At 64.6% G+C, this 18,772-nt stretch carries 13 protein-coding genes; 6 read left to right on the plus strand and 7 right to left on the minus strand.

The window, feature by feature from the left end:
- The first annotated feature begins 3 nt into the window (after nucleotides 1–3).
- The gene (locus AABE10_RS09215; protein WP_087733718.1) at nucleotides 4–234 is read left to right on the plus strand and encodes a sulfurtransferase TusA family protein; all 231 of its coding nucleotides are present in this window, start codon (nucleotides 4–6) and stop codon (nucleotides 232–234) included.
- A 154-nt stretch (nucleotides 235–388) separates the two neighbouring features.
- Here AABE10_RS09215 and galU read toward each other — a convergent pair whose 3' ends face one another.
- Both galU and AABE10_RS09225 read right to left on the minus strand, forming a co-directional pair.
- Complete coding sequence (gene galU / locus AABE10_RS09220; RefSeq protein WP_012400984.1) at nucleotides 389–1,270, minus strand: UTP--glucose-1-phosphate uridylyltransferase GalU; 882 nt, start codon at nucleotides 1,268–1,270, stop codon at nucleotides 389–391.
- Between the two features lie 71 nt (nucleotides 1,271–1,341).
- Nucleotides 1,342–4,215 (minus strand): valine--tRNA ligase, encoded by a 2,874-nt coding sequence (locus AABE10_RS09225; RefSeq protein ID WP_342932942.1) that lies wholly within the window; start codon nucleotides 4,213–4,215, stop codon nucleotides 1,342–1,344.
- 311 nt (nucleotides 4,216–4,526) lie between these two features.
- On the opposite strand from AABE10_RS09225, the gene AABE10_RS09230 reads away from it, so the two are divergent.
- Entirely contained in the window at nucleotides 4,527–6,896 is a 2,370-nt protein-coding gene (locus AABE10_RS09230; RefSeq protein ID WP_342932943.1) for a UvrD-helicase domain-containing protein, read from the plus strand.
- The gene (locus AABE10_RS09235) at nucleotides 6,893–7,684 is read left to right on the plus strand and encodes a 5'-methylthioadenosine/adenosylhomocysteine nucleosidase (RefSeq protein ID WP_342932944.1); all 792 of its coding nucleotides are present in this window, start codon (nucleotides 6,893–6,895) and stop codon (nucleotides 7,682–7,684) included. The genes AABE10_RS09230 and AABE10_RS09235 overlap by 4 nt, the downstream gene beginning before the upstream one ends.
- Before the next feature lie 49 nt (nucleotides 7,685–7,733).
- On the opposite strand, the gene AABE10_RS09240 is transcribed toward AABE10_RS09235, so the two are convergent.
- The gene (locus AABE10_RS09240) at nucleotides 7,734–9,650 is read right to left on the minus strand and encodes a propionate--CoA ligase (protein WP_342932945.1); all 1,917 of its coding nucleotides are present in this window, start codon (nucleotides 9,648–9,650) and stop codon (nucleotides 7,734–7,736) included.
- 291 nt (nucleotides 9,651–9,941) lie between these two features.
- Nucleotides 9,942–11,207, minus strand: coding sequence for an MFS transporter (locus AABE10_RS09245; RefSeq protein WP_342932946.1), 1,266 nt, complete (start codon nucleotides 11,205–11,207; stop codon nucleotides 9,942–9,944).
- Between the two features lie 457 nt (nucleotides 11,208–11,664).
- On the opposite strand from AABE10_RS09245, the gene AABE10_RS09250 reads away from it, so the two are divergent.
- The 3 genes from AABE10_RS09250 (at nucleotide 11,665) to AABE10_RS09260 (ending at nucleotide 15,443) form a co-directional block, all read left to right on the plus strand.
- Nucleotides 11,665–13,335, plus strand: a complete 1,671-nt coding sequence (locus AABE10_RS09250) for a methyl-accepting chemotaxis protein (protein ID WP_342932947.1) — start codon at nucleotides 11,665–11,667, stop codon at nucleotides 13,333–13,335.
- Between the two features lie 178 nt (nucleotides 13,336–13,513).
- Complete coding sequence (locus tag AABE10_RS09255; protein WP_342932948.1) at nucleotides 13,514–14,581, plus strand: type IV toxin-antitoxin system AbiEi family antitoxin; 1,068 nt, start codon at nucleotides 13,514–13,516, stop codon at nucleotides 14,579–14,581.
- Nucleotides 14,582–14,600: 19 nt separating this feature from the next.
- On the plus strand, nucleotides 14,601–15,443 hold the full coding sequence (locus tag AABE10_RS09260; RefSeq protein WP_342932949.1) for a nucleotidyl transferase AbiEii/AbiGii toxin family protein: 843 nt from the start codon (nucleotides 14,601–14,603) through the stop codon (nucleotides 15,441–15,443).
- Between the two features lie 13 nt (nucleotides 15,444–15,456).
- Here AABE10_RS09260 and AABE10_RS09265 read toward each other — a convergent pair whose 3' ends face one another.
- The 3 genes from AABE10_RS09265 to AABE10_RS09275 are packed head-to-tail and all read right to left on the minus strand — an operon-like array spanning nucleotide 15,457 to nucleotide 18,755.
- Nucleotides 15,457–16,320 carry an HlyD family secretion protein gene (locus AABE10_RS09265; protein WP_342932950.1) on the minus strand — a complete coding sequence of 288 codons (864 nt, stop codon included), beginning with the start codon at nucleotides 16,318–16,320 and terminating at the stop codon, nucleotides 15,457–15,459.
- A gap of 13 nt (nucleotides 16,321–16,333) precedes the next feature.
- Nucleotides 16,334–16,534, minus strand: coding sequence for a DUF1656 domain-containing protein (locus AABE10_RS09270; protein WP_342932951.1), 201 nt, complete (start codon nucleotides 16,532–16,534; stop codon nucleotides 16,334–16,336).
- Nucleotides 16,524–18,755: an FUSC family protein gene (locus AABE10_RS09275; protein WP_342932952.1), complete on the minus strand. Its 2,232-nt coding sequence runs from the start codon at nucleotides 18,753–18,755 to the stop codon at nucleotides 16,524–16,526. The genes AABE10_RS09270 and AABE10_RS09275 overlap by 11 nt, the downstream gene beginning before the upstream one ends.
- Nucleotides 18,756–18,772: the final 17 nt, after the last annotated feature.

Genomic DNA, 18,772 nt, shown 5'->3' on the forward strand with positions numbered 1-18,772 from the left:
GAAATTCAGATTCACAAGGAAGTCGATGCGCGCGGCTTGAAGTGCCCGCTGCCCATTCTGCGCGCGAAGAAAGCGCTGGCCGACATGGAAAGCGGCCAGATTCTCAAGGTGCTCGCCACCGATCCCGGCTCGCAGCGCGATTTCGCCGCGTTCTCGAAGCAGACGGGCAATGAGATCGTCGAATCGTCGACGCTGCCGGATAAAGTGTTCGTGTTCCTGATGCGGCGTCGCTGAGGCTTCCGTTGCTGAGGTAAGCGGCTGCATTTCGACGACTGGCGCCGCAAGTTCATGAAAAAAGGCGCTGCGTCCCGGGTGGGGCGCAGCGCCTTTTTCTTTCTGCTTGCTTGACGGCCCGCAGTGCTGTCGCACACGCGGGCCGAACGCTCGATCAGCCTTCCAGCACGGGCGAACGCGTGCGCAGATACTCTTCGAAGTCCGCGGCCACTTCCGGGTGGCGCAGCGCGAATTCGACGGTCGCCTTCAGATAACCGAGCTTGCTGCCGCAGTCGAAACGCGTGCCGTGATACTTGTACGCGAGCACCTGCTCGTCGGCGAGCAGCGACTGGATCGCGTCCGTCAGCTGCAGTTCGCCGCCCGCGCCCGGCTTCAGCGCGCGGATGTGATCGAAGATGCGCGGCTTCAGCACGTAACGGCCGACCACGCCGAGATTCGACGGCGCGACTTCGGGCGCCGGCTTCTCGACAATGCCCGACATCTTGATGATCGCGTCTTCCCACTCCTTGCCGTCGACGATACCGTACGACTTCGTCTCCGACGGCGGAATCTCTTCGACGCCGATCACCGAGCTGTGATAGTGATCGAATACTTCGATCATCTGCTGCATGACGGGCGGCTTGCCGTACAACAAGTCGTCCGCGAGGATCACGGCGAACGGGTTGTCGCCGACCAGCTTTTCTGCGCACAGCACGGCGTGGCCCAGACCCAGCGCTTCCGGCTGGCGCACGTAGAAGCAGTCGACGTGGCTCGGCTTGATGCTGCGAACCAGTTCGAGCAGCTTCGCCTTGCCGCGCGCTTCCAGCTCGGCTTCGATTTCGTACGACTTGTCGAAATGGTCTTCGATCGCGCGCTTGCTGCGGCCCGTCACGAAGATCATTTCAGTGATGCCGGCCGCCATCGCCTCTTCGACTGCGTACTGGATCAGCGGCTTGTCCACGATAGGCAGCATCTCCTTCGGGCTCGCCTTCGTAGCTGGAAGAAAGCGCGTACCGAGACCCGCGACCGGAAAAACTGCCTTAGTAACTTTTAGCATGTGTGTACCCTACGTGCTCTGGTTTGGAATGCGTGGAGGCGCCGCTTGGCGCGGCACGCATGGGGCGTAAATCAGGCCGGCAAGCGTGACAGTTGTGCCGTCAGCTTGCCAATCGTGGTCTGGTATTCTGCCAGCCTTTTTTGCTCCTGCTCAACGACCGCCGGCGGTGCTTTTGCAACAAAGCTCTCGTTCTGGAGCTTGGCGTTACATTTCGAAACCTCTGCATTCAGTCTGGCGATTTCCTTTGACAGGCGTTCGCGTTCGGCGGCGACATCGATTTCCACCTTCAACACGAGCTTGTCCGTCCCTACGATAGCAATCGGCGCGCCATGTGCCTGTGCATCGAGCGTTGCCTCGTCCGCGATGATCTGCACCTCCGACAAACGCGCCAACGCTTGGGCGTAGGGCGCGAACGACGCGAGCCGCTCTGCGTTGCCCGTCACGAGCAGCGGCACCTTCGTCGCCGGCGACAGGTTCATCTCGCCACGCAGATTACGGCATGCGTCGATCACGGCCTTCAGATCGGCGGCCCATTGCTCGGCCGTTTCGTCGATCTTGCGCGGCTCCGCGATCGGGTAGGGCTGCGTCATGATCGATGCGTCGCCTTCGGCCTTGCCTTCAGGATAGCCGTCCGTGAGCGGCGCCACCTTCTGCCACAGCGCTTCCGTGATGAACGGAATCACAGGATGCGCGAGCCGCAGCACCGTTTCGAGCACACGCAGCAGCGTGCGGCGCGTGGCGCGCTGCTGTTCCGGCGTACCCGTCTGGATCTGCACCTTCGCGAGTTCGAGATACCAGTCACAGTATTCGTCCCACACGAACTTGTATAGGGCGTTTGCCACATTGTCAAAACGATAATCCGCGAAGCCTTTTTCGATTTCGGCTTCGACGCGCTGAAGCAGCGACACGATCCAGCGGTCGGCCTGCGAAAAGTCAGTGTAGCCGCCCGGCCCGCAATCGCCAGGCTGGCACGCGCCAGGCTTCGAGAAGCCGCAGTCGTGGCCTTCGCAGTTCATCAGCACGAAGCGCGTCGCGTTCCATAGCTTGTTGCAGAAGTTGCGATAGCCTTCGCAGCGCGCGAGGTCGAAGTTGACGTTGCGGCCGAGCGTCGCCATCGACGCCATCGTGAAGCGCAGCGCATCCGTGCCGAATGCGGGAATGCCTTCGGGAAACTCTTTGCGCGTCTTCTTTTCGATCGACGCGGCCTGCTTCGGATTCATCAGCCCCGTGGTGCGCTTTGCAACGAGCGCGTCGAGGCCGATGCCGTCGACGATGTCGATCGGGTCGAGCGTGTTGCCCTTGCTCTTCGACATCTTCTGACCCTCGGCGTCGCGCACGAGGCCGTGCACATAAACGGTGTCGAACGGCACCTTGCCGGTGAAATGCGTGGTCATCATCACCATGCGCGCGACCCAGAAGAAGATGATGTCGAAGCCGGTGACGAGCACCGACGACGGCAGAAACGCTTCCAGCTCCCGCGTCTCGTTCGGCCAGCCGAGCGACGAGAACGGCACGAGCGCCGACGAGAACCACGTGTCGAGCACATCTTCATCGCGCTTCAGCGCGCCCTTGTAGCCCTTTGCATCGGCTTGAGCGTGTGCTTCTTCTTCCGTCTTCGCGACGAAGATCTCGCCGTTCTCGCCATACCACGCGGGAATCTGATGGCCCCACCACAACTGACGGGAGATGCACCAGTCCTGGATGTTTTCGAGCCACTGGTAGTACGTGGTCGTCCAGTTCTCCGGCACGAACTTGATCTGGCCGTTGCGGACCACGTCGAGCGCGGTTTCGGCGATCGACTTGCCCGGATTGAACGTCCCTTCCGGGGCCGGCTTGCTCATCGCGACGAACCATTGGTCCGTGAGCATCGGTTCGATCACGACGCCCGTGCGGTCGCCGCGCGGCACCATCAGCTTGTGCGGCTTCACCGATTCGAGCAGTCCGAGCGCTTCGAGATCCGCGACGACCTGCTTGCGCGCGTCGAAACGATCCATGCCGCGATATTTTTCGGGCGCGTTGTCGTTGATCTTTGCATCGAGCGTGAGGATTTCGATCTGCGGCAGCTTGTGGCGTTGGCCGACCTGATAGTCGTTGAAATCGTGCGCGGGCGTGACCTTCACGACGCCCGTGCCGAACTCGCGATCCACGTAGTCGTCCGCGATGATGGGAATCTCGCGGCCCGTCAGCGGCAGCACGACGGTCTTGCCGATCAGATGCGCGTAGCGCTCGTCTTCCGGATGCACCATCGCGGCGACGTCGCCGAGCATCGTTTCGGGACGCGTCGTTGCCACGGTCAGATGGCCGGAGCCGTCGGCGAGCGGGTACTGGATGTGCCACAGATGGCCGTTCTCTTCCTCGCTGACCACTTCGAGATCGGAGACGGCCGTGAGCAGCACCGGGTCCCAGTTGACGAGGCGCTTGCCGCGATAGATCAGGCCCTGTTCATACAGACGCACGAACACGTCGCGCACGGCAGCCGACATCTTGTCGTCCATCGTGAAGTATTCGCGCGACCAGTCGATCGACGCGCCGAGGCGCCGCACCTGGTTCGTGATCGTCGAGCCGGACTGCTGCTTCCACTCCCACACGCGCTCGACGAATTTTTCGCGGCCGAGGTCGTGGCGCGAAATGCCTTGCGCGTCCAGCTGCCGTTCGACGACGATCTGCGTCGCGATGCCCGCGTGGTCCGTGCCCGGCACCCATAGCGTGTTCTCGCCGAGCATGCGGTGATAGCGGGTCAGGCCGTCCATGATCGTCTGGTTGAATGCATGGCCCATGTGCAGCGTGCCCGTGACGTTGGGCGGCGGCAGTTGAATCGAGAAGTTCTTGCGGCCCGGTTCGAATGCCGGAGCGGCGTAGCCGCGTTTTTCCCATTCGGGGCCCCAGTGGGCCTCGATCGTCTGCGGCTCGAAACTCTTGGCCAGCGTGCTGTCGCTTGTCGTCATCGTCAAAATCTGCCGGAAAATACGTGGAAAGATGCTCGAAACCTTGAATTATAAAGGGTGCGCGAGGCGGCGGTCCGCGCCGGCCGTTGCTCGCGCTCAAGACGGGCGCATGGCGGGCTCGGGATGGCGCGCAAGACAGCAGGTCGGACAGGAAGTCAGACAGCGCGCACGGCGGGGCGCAAGCGGGCGCGCAATCCCGGCGGAATCGGGGACCGGCGGCCCCACGCGCGTCAGCGGCGCACCAGGCCCGGAGCGTCGCGGTCTTATAATGACGGACCACCCGCCGCAATCGTAGTTTCTTCTCGTCATCCATGCCCGAACTGCTCGCGAACCTGAACCCCGAACAACACGCCGCCGTCACGCTGCCGAACGAACCGGCGCTTATTCTGGCGGGCGCAGGCAGCGGCAAGACGCGCGTGCTGATCACGCGGATAGCGTGGCTGATCCAGCACGGTCTCGCGACGCCTGCGACCCTGCTCGGCGTCACCTTCACGAACAAGGCTGCGCGCGAAATGATGTCGCGCCTGTCGGCGCTGCTGCCCATCGATACGCGCGGCATGTGGATCGGCACGTTCCACGGCCTGTGCAACCGGATGCTGCGCGCGCATCACCGCGACGCGGGCCTGCCGCAGACGTTCCAGATTCTCGACACGTCAGATCAGCTCTCGGCGATCAAGCGGCTGATGAAGGGCCTGAATATCGACGACGAAAAATATCCGGCGAAGAACCTGCAGTACTTCATCAACAACGCGAAGGAGCAGGGGCTGCGGCCGAAAGATGTCGACGCGTCGGACAACTTCAACCGCAAGTTCGTCGAGCTGTACGAAGCGTACGACCAGCAATGCCAGCGCGAAGGCGTCGTCGATTTTCCGGAGCTGCTGTTGCGCTGCTACGAACTGCTGTCGTACAACCCGCCGCTGCGCGCGCATTATCAGGCGCGTTTCAGGCACATTCTCGTCGACGAGTTCCAGGACACGAACAAGCTGCAATATGCGTGGCTGAAGCTGCTCGCGGGCGAGCACAACGCGATCTTCGCCGTCGGCGACGACGATCAGTCGATCTACGCGTTTCGCGGCGCGAACGTCGGCAACATGCGTGACTTCGAGCACGAGTTCAAGGTCCAGCATCTGATCAAGCTCGAGCAGAACTACCGCTCGCACGGCCATATTCTCGATGCGGCGAACCAGCTGATCGCGCACAACGCGCGGCGTCTCGGCAAGAACCTGCGCACGGACGCGGGCCACGGCGAGCCGGTGCGCGTGTATGAAGCCGCGACGGATTCGCAGGAAGCGGGCTGGATCGTCGAAGAGATTCGCGCGCTGATCAACACGGGCCTGTCGCGCAGCGAGATCGCCGTGCTGTATCGGAGCAACGCGCAGTCGCGCACGATCGAACATACGCTCGTGAACGTCGGCATTCCGTATCGCGTGTATGGCGGCCTGCGATTCTTCGAGCGCCAGGAAGTGAAGCACGCGCTCGCGTATCTGCGCCTGATCGACAACCCGAATGACGACACCGCGTTCGCGCGCGTCGTCAATTTCCCGGCGCGCGGCATCGGCGCGCGCTCGATCGAACAATTGGCGGACGCCGCGCACATGTACAACTGCTCGATGGCGGCGGCTATTCCGTACGTGACGGGCAAGGCGGGCACGAGCCTCGGCGGGTTCGCGAACCTGATCGCGAAGATGCGCGCCGAAACGGCGCAGATGAGCCTGCCGGAAACGGTCGAGCATGTGGTGCGCGCAAGCGGGCTGGCGGAGTTCTATCAGAACGAGCGCGAAGGGCAGGACCGGCTGGAGAACCTGCAGGAACTCGTGAACGCGGCCACGGCCTTCGTCAGCGAGGAAGGCTATGGGCTCGACACGCCCGCGCGCTCGATTCCGCTGCGTCCGGGCGCGACGGCCTCGCCGGAACTCGTGGTCGCCACCGACGATCCTGGCGTTGACGTGCTCGACGCCGCGAATCCCGCCGACCCCGCGCAGAACCCCGACACGATGACGCCGCTTGCGGGGTTCCTGTCGCACGCGTCGCTCGAAGCGGGCGACAACCAGGCGCAGGCAGGCCAGGAAGCGGTGCAGCTAATGACGGTGCACGCGGCGAAGGGCCTCGAATTCACGGCGGTGTTCATCACCGGTCTCGAAGAGGGGCTTTTCCCGCACGAAAACAGCGCGATCGAAGCGGACGGGCTCGAAGAAGAGCGCCGCCTGATGTATGTCGCGATCACGCGCGCGAAGGAGCGGCTGTATCTGTCGTTCGCGCAGAGCCGGATGCTGCATGGGCAGACGCGCTACAACATCCGCTCGCGCTTCTTCGACGAATTGCCGCAAGAGACGCTCAAGTGGCTCACGCCGAAAGTCGAAGCGGGCGCGCGCTGGGGCGGCCGCTCCGACAATGCGGGCTGGGGACGCGACTGGTTCGCGCGGCCCGACCGTCAGCAGGGTTATCAGGGCCGCGAGAGTTACGCGACCACCCATGCGCCGCTGCCCGCGTTCGCGAACGAGCAGCGCGCGGCGGAATCGGGCTTCCGGATCGGCCAGCAGGTGTTCCACACCAAGTTCGGCGAAGGCACGATCACGGCGCTCGAAGGCGGCGGCGCCGACGCGAAGGCGCAGGTCAAGTTCAAGCGGCACGGCGAGAAGTGGCTCGCGCTGGCCGTTGCAAAACTGCAGGCGGTCGAATGAGCGCGCCGCTGCCTTTCGAAGCGACGATTTCGCGCCGTCCGCTCGCCGTGATGGCGGCGTTGCCCCAGGAACTCGGCGATCTCGTCGCGGCGATGCGCGCCGAAGGCGCCGTCGAAACCGTCACGCACGGCAAGCGCGACTATCACGTCGGCACGGTGCACGGCGCGCCGTGCGTCGTGACGCTTGCGCGCGTCGGCAAGGTCGCGGCGGCCGCCACGGTCAGCGCGCTGATTCACGAGTTCGAAGTCGAAGCCGTCGTGTTCACGGGTGTAGCGGGTGGCGTCGGACCGACGGTGCGGATCGGCGATATCGTCGTGGCCGAATCGCTGATGCAGCACGATATGGATGCGTCGCCGCTGTTTCCGCGCTTCGAGGTGCCGCTGCTCGGCATGTCGCGCTTCGACGCCGACGCGCCTTTGACGACCGAGCTGGCGGCCGCGTGCGAGCATTTCATCGACGAAGAGGGTGCCGCGCTGTCGGAGCGCTTCCTGACCGAGGCGCTGCCGAGCGTGCATCGCGGCTTGATCATCAGCGGCGATCAGTTCGTCGCGAGCGCGACTTCCGTCGATCTGCTGCGCGCTGCGCTCCCCGACGCACTCGCCGTCGAGATGGAGGGCGCGGCCATCGCGCAGGTCTGCTACGAATACGGCGTGCCGTGCGCGATCGTGCGGACCATTTCCGACACCGCGGACGCACATGCGCCCGCGTCGTTCGTGTCGTTCCTCACCGAAATCGCGGGCACGTATTCGAGCGGGATTCTAAGGCGGTTTCTTGCGGCGCGCGGTTAACATGCAACAACAGGAAACAACAAGAACCGCGCCGCTTTTGCTGTGACGCTCAGCCGCGCCGCACGCTGAAGCCGCCGAGCATGACGGCATCGCGGATCTGCTGCAGCGCCGACGGATCTTCGATCGTCGGCAGATCGCCCGGGTCGCGGCCTTCCGCCAACGCCGCAATCGCGCGGCGCAACAGCTTGCCGGAGCGCGTCTTCGGCAGCATCGATACGAGCACGACATGAGCCGGTCGCGCGATCGCACCGAGATGGCGATCGACGGTCGCGCACAGCTCGGCCGAGAGCTTCGCGCGCGCATCGTCGGACTCGTACGCGGGCGCATCGCGCACGACGACGAACGCAATCGCCGCCTGTCCCTTCACCTGATCCGTCACGCCGACGACAGCGACTTCCGCGACGGCCTTGTGGCTCGACAACGCCTCTTCGATTTCGCGCGTGCCGAGGCGATGCCCCGCGACGTTGATCACATCATCGGTGCGGCCGAGGATCGTCACGTAGCCGTTCTCGTCCTGAATGCCCCAATCGAACGTCGAATACACCTGCTGGTTCGGCACGCTTTCCCAGTACGTCCTCACGAAGCGCGCGTCGTCGCCCCACACCGTCGACATGCAGCCCGGCGGCAGCGGATAGCCGAGCGTGATCACGCCTTTTTCGCCCGTCGGGCACGGCTCGCCCGTGTGCTCGTTGCGCAGCGTCAGGTCATAGCCGTAGCAGGGCACGCCGGGCGAGCCGAGCTTTTGCGGCAGCGCCTCGACGCCGCGCTGGATCGCGAGGATCGGCCAGCCGGTTTCCGTCTGCCAGAAGTTGTCGACGACGGGCTTGCCGAGCGAATCGGCGATCCATGCAGCCGTCGGCTCGTCGAGCGGCTCGCCTGCCAGAAAGAGCGTGCGCAGGCTCGACAGATCGGCCTGCTTCAGGAGCGCCGGGTCCTGCTTCTTCAGCACGCGGATCGCAGTCGGCGCGGTGAACATCAGGTTGATTTTGTACTGCTCGACGAGCCGCCACCAGATGCCGCCGTCGGGGCGGATCGGCGTGCCTTCGTACATGACGGTCGTGAGGCCCGCGATCAGCGGCGCGTAGACGATATAGCTGTGGCCGACCACCCAGCCGACATCTGACGCCGTGAACATCGTGTCGCCTGCCTTGCCTTCGAAGATGTATTCCATCGATGCCGCGAGCGCGACCGCATAGCCGCCGACGTCGCGCTGCACGCCCTTCGGCTTGCCCGTCGTGCCCGACGTGTACAGCACATACGAAGGCTCTGTCGATTCGAGCCATTCGCATTGCACGTGTGCGTCGAAAAACTGTTCGCGCAGCGGCTCGTACGCGACGAGATAGGGCGCGTTGAGCTTCTCAGGCGTGAGCTGCCGGTCGATCAGCAGCACCTTCGGCGTTTTGTGCGTCGCGCGCGCCAGCGCTTCGTCGACGAGCGGCGTGTAGTCGATTACCTTGCCCGCGCGTGCGCCGGCGTCGGCTGTCACGATCAGCACGGGCTTCGCGTCGTCGATGCGCGCGGCGAGATTCGGCGCGGCGAATCCGCCGAACACGACCGAATGGATCGCGCCGAGCCGCGCGCACGCGAGCATCGCGAACACGGCCTCGGGAATCATGGGCAGATAGATCAGCACGCGGTCGCTGCGCCCGACGCCGAGCGAGCGCATCACGGCCGCCATCCGGTTCACTTCCGCGTGCAGCTCGGCATACGTGTAGCGCCGCTCGATGCCCGTTTCCGTCGACACGTAGATCAGCGCGTTCTGCTGCGCGCGTTGCGCGAGATGCCGGTCGACCGCGTTGTGACAGAGGTTTGTCCGTCCGCCGACGAACCAGCGCGCGAACGGCGGATTCGAGCGGTCGAGCACGATGTCGAACGGCGTTTCCCAATGGATGCGCTGCGCTTCATCGCGCCAGAAGTCTTCGGGGGCCTCGATCGAGCGGCGGTGAAATTCGCGGTAGGTGGTCATCGGCGGCGATCCTTCGGGCTGCGTGGGTGAGCGGGCGAATGAACGGCAACGGCGGCGTCGCGGCGGGGTGAACCCGTTGGGGCCGTTGCTGCGGACCCTTGGCCTGTGCATGCGCACGTCAGCACAGCATAGAGCAGGCGCGGGCTCGCGGACAACGGGGGTTCACCATGAGCGCTGCAGTGCATGAATCGTCGAACGTTGCGTCGTCAGCGACAAAAAAAGGCGCCGCGATGAGCGGCGCCTTGTCGAGGCCTGGCGTCAGCCGGAAGGCTGCGGCGATCTAGCGCGCGCTCACGCCTTTGCTCTCTTTCCCTCGATATCGGGCAGAAACACCGTCAGGATGCCCAGCAGCGGCAGGAACGAGCAGACCTTGTACACATAGTCGATGCTCGTCGCGTCGGCGAGCTGGCCGAGCACCGCCGCGCCGATGCCGCCCAGGCCGAACGCGAAGCCGAAGAACAACCCCGCGACCATGCCGACCTTGCCCGGAATCAGTTCCTGCGCGTAGACGAGAATCGCCGAGAACGCCGACGCCAGCACGATGCCGATGATCACCGTCAGCACGCCTGTCCAGAACAGGTTCGCGTACGGCAGCAGCAGCGTGAACGGCGCGACGCCGAGAATCGATACCCAGATCACGTACTTGCGGCCGATCCGGTCGCCGACGGGCCCGCCGATCACCGTGCCCGCCGCGACGGCCGCGAGGAACACGAACAGATGCACCTGCGCGGCCTGCACGGGCAGGTGGAACTTGTCGATCAGATAGAACGTGAAGTAGCTGTTGATGCTCGTCAGGTAGAAGTACTTCGAGAACACCAGCAGCACGAGGATGCTCATCGCGAACGCAACCTTGCCGCGCGAGAGCGTCGCGTGCTGAACGTGGCCCGCGCGCGCTTTCTTCGTCGCGGGATGCTGCTTGTACCAGCGGCTGATGTGCGTGAGCACGAGAATGCCGACGAGTGCCGCAGCCGAGAACCACGCGATGCTGCGCTGTCCGTGCGGAATCACGATCAGCGCCGCAAGCAGCGGCCCGAGCGACGAGCCCGCGTTGCCGCCCACCTGGAACAGCGACTGAGCGAGACCATGCTTGCCGCCCGACGCCATCCGCGCGACACGCGACGACTCCGGATGGAACACCGACGACCCGCAGCCGACCAGCGCCGCAGCGACGAGCAGCACGCCGAAATTCGGCGCAACCGACATCAGCAGCAGACCCGACAGCGTGAAACCCATGCCGACGGGCAGCGACCAGGGCTTCGGATGCTTGTCCGTATAGATGCCGACGAGCGGCTGCAGCAGGGACGCCGTGATCTGATAGGTGAGCGTGATCAGACCTATCTGCCCGAACGACAGCGAGAAGTTGTCCTTCAGCATCGGATAGATCGCAAGGATCAACGACTGAATCATGTCGTTCATCAGATGCGAGAAGCTGATCGCGCCGAGGATCGAATAGACGGTGCGCGTCTGCGGCCTGCCTGCCGCGGCGGAAGCTGAAGCGGTGGCGCCTGAAGGGCCGGCGGCGCCAGCCAGGGCGCCTTTGTCGAGGCTGGATTCCATGTGGTCGGTCTGGAGAGAGTGACTCGGGATGCCGGAGCCGGCGGTCGGGGGGAACCGTCGGCGGCGGCCGATGTTTTTAGCGTTTGATGAAGTGTAGTGTGTCTCCCGCCAATTGTCCGGCCAAGTTTTGTCGCGAACCGGACATGAGGTGAGGATGCCTGCTTCCGGTGGGGGTGGCTTTCACGAGCGCGGTCGTGAAGCGCCTTTCATGCCGCCGATATTTGCGCTCGCCGACGAATCAGCTCAGCGCAAAGCGTCGGAAGGCGCGACGGGCGAATTTTGGCCGGGTATAAATCCGGCGCGGCGCGCGGCCCACGAAGCGGCGCGCCGAGGACCGGGCGACGACAGGACGGCGGGCCTCAAGAACACTGCCGACGATGCCGTCAACACGGAGAGATAAGAAGGCATGCCGGAACCGACCTTTCCGGTTGTTGTTTGTCATGTGGGGACAGGAAATATGAAAGCAGTTTCGCTGGGTGGCCAGCCGGGCGCGGGGTTCGTACCGGATGATGAAGCGGCCGGTGGGCAGGCGCGTTCGGGTCGGCGGGCAGCGGGCGGCGAGTCGCGCGGATGGTCCGTGAAGACGACGTTGCGCTTCGCGTTCGCCGTGTTGCTCGTCGGCACGCTGGCGATCGGCGTGTTCTCGCTGACCCAGATCAGCCGGCTCAACGGCCAGATGCGCTCGATCTACGAGCAGGGCCACGTCGCGAGCCGGGCCGCCGAGGAAGCGCGCGGCTATCTGCTGCGCGCCAGCCGCGCCCAGAAGATGCTGCTGACGGCAACGACCGCGAAGGAACGCGACGAACTCGGCGCCGACATCGATAAGGGCCTGTCGGGTCTGTCGGCCGAACTCAACACGCTCCAGCAATACGCCGATTCCGCCGACGTCGCCGCGCAGCAGAAGAAATTCGCCGACGCGATCGGCGTATGGAGCGGGCATCTGCGCGATTTCGTGACGCTCGTGAAGGCGCAGCCGCTCGACCTGTCGCAGATGAACTGGCAGGTCGGCACGCAGGACGTGTCGCTGCTCGTCGAGACGGGCAAGCTGGAAAAGCTCGTCGACGAACTCGTCGCGCAGCGCGGCAAGGCGGCGAAGGCGACCATCGACGCGTCGTCGTTCATCTATGAGTCCTCGTTCGTGATGATGGCCGTGATGACGGTCGCGCTGATCGTGCTCGCGTTCGTGATCAGCGAATGGGTGGTGCGGCGTCTGTCGCGTCAGCTGGGCGGCGAGCCTGTGTACGCGAAGGAGATCGCGAGCCGCATTGCGGCGGGCGATCTGTCGAACGACATCGCGCTCGGCAAGCGCGACAAGTCGAGCATGCTGTTCGCGCTGCGCGACATGCAGGACGGCCTTTCGTCGACGGTCGCGCATATCGCGGCGAGCGCCGAGGCGATTGCGTCCGCATCGGGCGAGATTTCGATGGGCAACCTCGATCTGTCGCAGCGTACCGAGCAACAGGCGATGGCGCTCGAGCGCACGGCGAGCAGCATGGAAGAACTGACGTCGACGGTGCGTCAGAACGCGGACAACGCGAAGCAGGCGCGCACGCTGGCCGACAATGCATCGGCGATCGCGGAGAAGGGCGGCGAAGTGGTGAGCCGCGTCGTGTCGACGATGGGCGAGATCAACGACAGCGCGAAGAGCATCGGCGACATCATCGGCGTGATCGAAGGGATCGCGTTCCAGACGAACATCCTCGCGCTCAATGCGGCCGTCGAAGCGGCGCGCGCCGGCGAAGAGGGCCGTGGATTCTCGGTGGTGGCGGGCGAAGTGCGCAACCTCGCGCAGCGCAGCGCCGCCGCGGCGAAGGAGATCAAGGGCTTGATCAGCACGTCGGTCGAGCGCGCGAGCAACGGCTCGCAGCTCGCGCAGGACGCGGGGCAGACGATGGACGAAGTCGTCAGGGCCGTTAAGCGCGTCACCGACATCATGGGAGAAATCTCGGCGGCTTCCGCCGAGCAGAGCTCCGGAATCGAAGAGATCAATCTCGCCGTTTCGCAAATGGATGCGGGGACCCAGCAGAATGCCGCGCTCGTCGAGCAGGCGACGGCGGCGGCTCGGGCGCTCGACGATCAGGCGCAGGCGTTGAAGGCGGCGGTGGCGAAGTTTTCGCTGCGGGCGTGACGTCGAAACGCGACGTACGAAAAAATCGCAGCGTACGATTTTTTCGTACAGAGAGAAAAGAGCATACAAAGTATTTTAATTATTATTGTTTTTCAACGGGTTAAATCCGCTGTGTACGATTTCTTGACTCTGTACGATTTTTTCGTACACTGTACAGAAATCGTACAAAAGGTGCCGGATGATCTCGCGACCCGATGTCCTGTCGATAACCGGGCAGCAAATTCTGGCTGGAGCGTGTCGTGCGTTCCAGTCTTCGACGCGCATTTACAAGGCTAAACCTGTCGCCGCCTCCGGAATCAGCCCGGAGGCCCATGGCGCCATCCAGTTCGATATCGACGGCAAGAAGCTGGTGATGCCCGTTCACATGGCATCCCGTGCCAACCGCGCGAACGTTCTTCTCGTCTCCGACCGCCTGCAATCCGCACGGGTCGACGGCCGTCCGCTCATGCTGGTCACGCCCTATGTCGACCCCGATCTGGCAATGGATCTGATCGACCGCAACATCCCCTTTCTCGATGCGGTCGGCAATACGTTCATCCAGGAGCCCGAAGCCACGATCATGATCGTGGGTCGCCCGCGGCTGCCGTGGGCGACGGGCACGCCGACGTCGCGGTCCACGACCAGCAAGGGCTTGCAGGTCATGTTCGCGCTGGCCGTGCAACCGGGTCTCGCGAGCGAGCCATACCGCAAGATCGCGGAAGCGTCCGGCGCGGCCTTGAGCACGGTGAATCAGGTCGTCGACGATCTGCTGGCGCGCGGTCTGCTCGCCACGCGCCGAAACGGCGAGCGAATCTTTCCGGACTGGCAGAAATACGTCGATGAATGGGTGAGCCTGTACCCGACGCGCCTGAGGCCGAAGCTGGCATTGTCCACGTATACCGCCACGTCGCCGGACTGGTGGCGTGCGTTCGATTTCCGCAAGTTCGACGCCCGGCTTGGCGGCGAGGCCGCGGCGGATCTCGTCACGCAAGAACTCAAGGCGGTTCGCGTGACGATCTACGCGCGTCAGAACCTCGGCGCGGATTTTCTGAAGGAAGCGCGGCTGCGCCCGAGCCCCGACGGAGAAGTCGAGGTTCTTGCATCCTTCTGGCGCGAATCGGCCGATTATGGATGGGACACGTCACCGCCACTTCCCGTCGTCCATCCATTGCTTGTGTACGCCGATCTGATCGCATCCGGAGATAGCCGGAATCTGTCCGCCGCGAAACACCTGTACGAGCGCTACGTCGGAAATCTTCATGCTTAGAGTCAGCGAAGAACGTCCCATGCACCCCGCCACTTCGGCGCTGCTCAGACGAGTCTGCGATGCGACGAAGCGTTTGGGCACGCCGTTCGTCGTCGCGGGGGCAACGGCGCGCGACATCGTGCTCTGGCATGTCTACGGCATCCGGGCCGAGCGAGCTACGCGAGACGTCGATGTGGCCGTCTGCGCAGTGAGCTGGGCATCGTACGAGGTGCTGATCGGCGAGCTCGTGAACGTGGAGGGCTTCCGTCAGGACCATCGCGCTCCGCAGCGGCTGTTGTTCGGGCACGCCGACACAGGCATGACGATCCCGCTCGACCTGGTGCCATTCGGCGACATCGAAGTACCGAAGGGTTCGATCGCATGGCCGCCCGAGGGGGAGTTCGTTCTCACCGTGCTCGGTTTCCGCGAGGCCGTCGACACGGCGTCTCAGATCGAGATCGAAGCCGGTCTGATGGTGCCTGTCGTCACGCTCCCGGCACTGACGCTGCTCAAACTGCTAGCCTGGGAAGATCGCAGACGACAGGAAAACAAGGACGCCTCCGACCTCTTGCTCATTCTGCGAAGCTATCTGTGGGCGGGTAACGAAGGGCGCGTGTGGACCGACGCAGCCGATCTGATGGAAGCCTATGCGTTCAACGACTCGACGGCCTCATGCGCGCTGCTCGGACGCGATGCGCGAAACCTCGCGTTGCCGTCGACGCGTGACAGGATTCGCTCGCTGCTCGCAGACGAGCGCACTTATCAGACGCTTGTGAGGGACCTTCTGGCACGCGCGGCCGCCGTGCCATTCGAAGAGGGCTTTGCAGACAGGCTGGAGGCAGACGTCGACGCGTTCCGCGACGGCTTCATGGCCGAGCCCTGAGGCTGAAGATGGCTCACGAGGAAGGCGTCACCACGACAGTACAGGTCGTCCCGGCGGAAAGCAGCACGCCGTCCGGCACCGAATCGATCTTCACCCGCACGGGCACGCGCTGCGCCAGCCTCACCCAGTTGAACGTCGGATTCACATCGGCCAGCAGTTCACGGCTTTCCGGATTGTCCCGGTCGTAGATCCCTCGCGAGATGCTCTCGACGTGGCCCTTCAGCGTGCCGCCGCTCATCAGCCGGATATCGGCCTTGTCGCCGATCTTCACGTGAGGCAGCTTCGTCTCCTCGAAGTATCCATACACCCAGAACGAGTGGCTATCGACGATAGCCAGCTTCGCCGATCCCGCAATCGCATAGTCGCCGCGATAGACATTCAGGTTCGTGACGTAGCCGTCGACGGGCGACACGACGCGAGTCCGCTCGAGATTGAGCCTGGCCGCATCGAGCGCGGCGAGCGCCTGCTGATACTGCGCCTCGGCAGCAGAAGCGGTGTGCGTTGCGTTTTCGCGGCTTTCCTTCGATACGACGAGGCTGTCCATATCCGCGCGGCGACGCGCATCGTCACGGCGCATCTGCAACTCGGCCTTGCGCGCGGCGACGGCGGCCTGCGCCTGCTCGACGGCGATCTGATAGTGCGACGGATCGATCTGCATCAGCAGATCGCCCTTGTGGACGAACTGGTTGTCGCGCGCCGGCAACTCGACGACGGCGCCCGACACATCGGGTGCGATGTTCACGACCTCGGCGCGCACGCGGCCGTCGCGCGTCCACGGCTCGTCCATGTAGTGCACCCACAGCGTACGCCCGATCAAGACCGCGACGACGAACACGATGGCCGTCGCGATAAACCCAATGATGTTTCTGATAGTCATGATTCGACTCTGGTCAACGATAAACGGCGAGGCCCAACACGCCGCACACACACACGAGCAGGCTCGCGCGGAACAGGGACGGGTGCCATACGACGCGGTACACGCCCGTATAGGCGATCACGCGATCCAGCACCCACGTGATCGCGGCGCCCGCAACGAACAGCAGCACGATCGCGGGCATATACGCGTCAAGGACGGCGATCTCACGTGGCATGGGGAACTCCTTGTGGCGCGTCGCCGCTCGCATCGGCATCGGTGCCGGGCTGCCCCAGCGGCGATTGCGGATCGAGCAGCGCGCTCCGGATGAAATGCAGGTGGCTCAGGATGCGTTGCAACCGATGACGCTCTTCGCGAGGCGGCGTGAACGTCGCGAGCGTCTGCTGGACGGCGGCGATCGCATCGGCCGTCGCGGCGAGCGCGTGGTCGAGACGCCTCGCGCGCGGCCGCGCGAAGAGCCGGGCGATTGCGTCGCACGTCGAGCGCAGCGTCACGCGCCACGGCATCGATGGCGCGTAGCGCGCATCGCGCGGCAGCGTCGCGATTTCGCTGCGCAAGTCGATCGTCGCGTTGCCGATTTCCAGCACCGCGAACATCCAGCGCATCGTGTCGCGCTTCACGTCGGGCTCGTTCGGCGCGAGCGCGTTGATCTGGTGCATCAGGTCGCGCGTACCGCTCTCGAAGCGCGTGCGCAGACGCCACAGACGCTCCCACCGAGTTCCGATGCGGCCGCGGCACGCGAGCACCACCTGAGCGCGCAGGTCGTTCAGCAGACGGTTGCGCAGCCATGGCGTCGACGGCGGCAACAGCACGGCGAACGCGATCGACGCGACCAGCATCGAGATCACGAGCGCGAGGGCATCGTTGATGAAGCTGCTCGGGTCGTAATGAATCACGTTGTCGGGGCCCGCGAGGAAGCAGAAGAAGATGCAATAGCCGACGCCATAGCCGGCCAGCCTCGGGCGCGTCGTCATCCATACGCCGAGCGCGAGGAACGGCGTGAGCGCGGCGCACAGCAGCGGAAAGCCGTCGATATGCGGATAGATGCCGAACGTCAGCACCATCGCGAGCAGCGACGACAGCGTCGTGCCGCCCGCCATCTGGAACACGGTGCGCGTCGGATTCGGCGACGATGACGCGAGCGCACAGACAGCGGCCGCGTTCAGCGTGAGCGTCGCGCCGCTCGGCCAGGCGGTGGCGATCCAGAAGGCGCCGAGTATCGACATCACGATCGCCGCGCGCAGACCCGCGACGCCCGCCGCGACGCCGTTCGTCTTCGGCTCGTAGCGCTCGATCCAGCGCTCGCGTTCGTGCGTCGCGACGGCGAGCGACGCATAGGTCGCCGCATACGCATGCAGATCGTCGACGAAGCGGTATAGCAGTTCCGCGCCCGTGTCGAAATCGAGCAAGGGCACGTCGGCGTTGCCTTCTAGCGCGGCGCGCGTCGCCCGCACGCGCTTCGGCAGTTCGGCCTTGTAGGTGTCGAGCTGCGCGGCGGCATGCGCGGCGTCGGCGGCCGTGAGCACGGGCTCGCCCGATTTGCTCAGCAACGGCGCGATCTCGCGGAAGTACGGTTCGAGCGCAGCGACAGCGGCCGTCGCGCCCGCCGCGCGCAGGCGGTTCATCAGCTGATGCAGCGCGTGAAAACGCGTCGATGCCGTCATGAACTCGCTGTTCAGGCGCGACAGACGGCCGTTGCGCATCCGCGAATCGGGGCTCTCGAAAACGGCGACGCTGCGCATGGCTTCGAAGCCGACGATGTCCGCGACGAACTTCGCATTGGTGTCCTCGATGCGCACGCGATCGGCCTTGCCCGACAGCGCCGCGCACACATAATCGACGAACGAAGAGAAGCGCGCTCGCACGGTGCTGCGCATCTGCTCGCCCGCATGCTCGGGAAACACCAGCGCGCTCACGACGCCCGAGCAGACGATGCCGACCACGACTTCCGCGACTCGCGTGAGCGCCATCATGAACGCGCCGTCGGGATGCTGCGAGGCGGGAATGCCGATCAGCGCCGCCGTATAGCCCGCCAGCACGAAGCCGTACGAGCGGAAGTTGCGGTTGCGCGCGGCGCCCGCCGTACAGACGCCGACCCAGATGGCCGTCGACGCGATGAAAAGCTCCGGCTGCTGCGCGAACAGGCCGATCAGCGCGAGCATCACGATGAGACCGATCAGCGTGCCGCAGATCCGGTAGAAGCTCTTCGCGAACACCATCCCGCTTTGCGGCTGCATCACGATGAACACGGTCGTCATCGCGGTGCGCGGCTGCGGCAGGTCGAGCCGCATCGCGATGCCGAGCGCGAGAAAACACGCGGCGAGCGCCTTGAAGAGGTAGATCCACGTGCGGCCGTCCGTGCGCGCCCAGTCGACGAACGCGGCGTAGAGCGCGCCGGGTGTCTGGGGCCTGCGGGAGAGGGAATGATTAGTGGACATCGGCGGCTTCTCCGGGT

Origin of the sequence: Paraburkholderia diazotrophica, from assembly GCF_038900755.1 — a bacterium.
GTDB classification, from domain to species: Bacteria; Pseudomonadota; Gammaproteobacteria; order Burkholderiales; family Burkholderiaceae; genus Paraburkholderia; species Paraburkholderia diazotrophica_A.

Bases quoted from the DNA above. Each gene is read 5' to 3' on its own strand.
- AABE10_RS09270 (WP_342932951.1), bottom strand. From the start codon at position 16,534: ATGCCACGTGAGATCGCCGTCCTTGACGCGTATATGCCCGCGATCGTG.
- AABE10_RS09255 (WP_342932948.1), top strand. From the start codon at position 13,514: ATGATCTCGCGACCCGATGTCCTGTCGATAACCGGGCAGCAAATTCTG.
- AABE10_RS09260 (WP_342932949.1), top strand. From the start codon at position 14,601: ATGCACCCCGCCACTTCGGCGCTGCTCAGACGAGTCTGCGATGCGACG.
- AABE10_RS09225 (WP_342932942.1), bottom strand. From the start codon at position 4,215: ATGACGACAAGCGACAGCACGCTGGCCAAGAGTTTCGAGCCGCAGACG.
- AABE10_RS09245 (WP_342932946.1), bottom strand. From the start codon at position 11,207: ATGGAATCCAGCCTCGACAAAGGCGCCCTGGCTGGCGCCGCCGGCCCT.
- AABE10_RS09230 (WP_342932943.1), top strand. From the start codon at position 4,527: ATGCCCGAACTGCTCGCGAACCTGAACCCCGAACAACACGCCGCCGTC.
- AABE10_RS09240 (WP_342932945.1), bottom strand. From the start codon at position 9,650: ATGACCACCTACCGCGAATTTCACCGCCGCTCGATCGAGGCCCCCGAA.
- AABE10_RS09265 (WP_342932950.1), bottom strand. From the start codon at position 16,320: ATGACTATCAGAAACATCATTGGGTTTATCGCGACGGCCATCGTGTTC.
- AABE10_RS09250 (WP_342932947.1), top strand. From the start codon at position 11,665: ATGAAAGCAGTTTCGCTGGGTGGCCAGCCGGGCGCGGGGTTCGTACCG.
- galU (WP_012400984.1), bottom strand. From the start codon at position 1,270: ATGCTAAAAGTTACTAAGGCAGTTTTTCCGGTCGCGGGTCTCGGTACG.
- AABE10_RS09235 (WP_342932944.1), top strand. From the start codon at position 6,893: ATGAGCGCGCCGCTGCCTTTCGAAGCGACGATTTCGCGCCGTCCGCTC.
- AABE10_RS09275 (WP_342932952.1), bottom strand. From the start codon at position 18,755: ATGTCCACTAATCATTCCCTCTCCCGCAGGCCCCAGACACCCGGCGCG.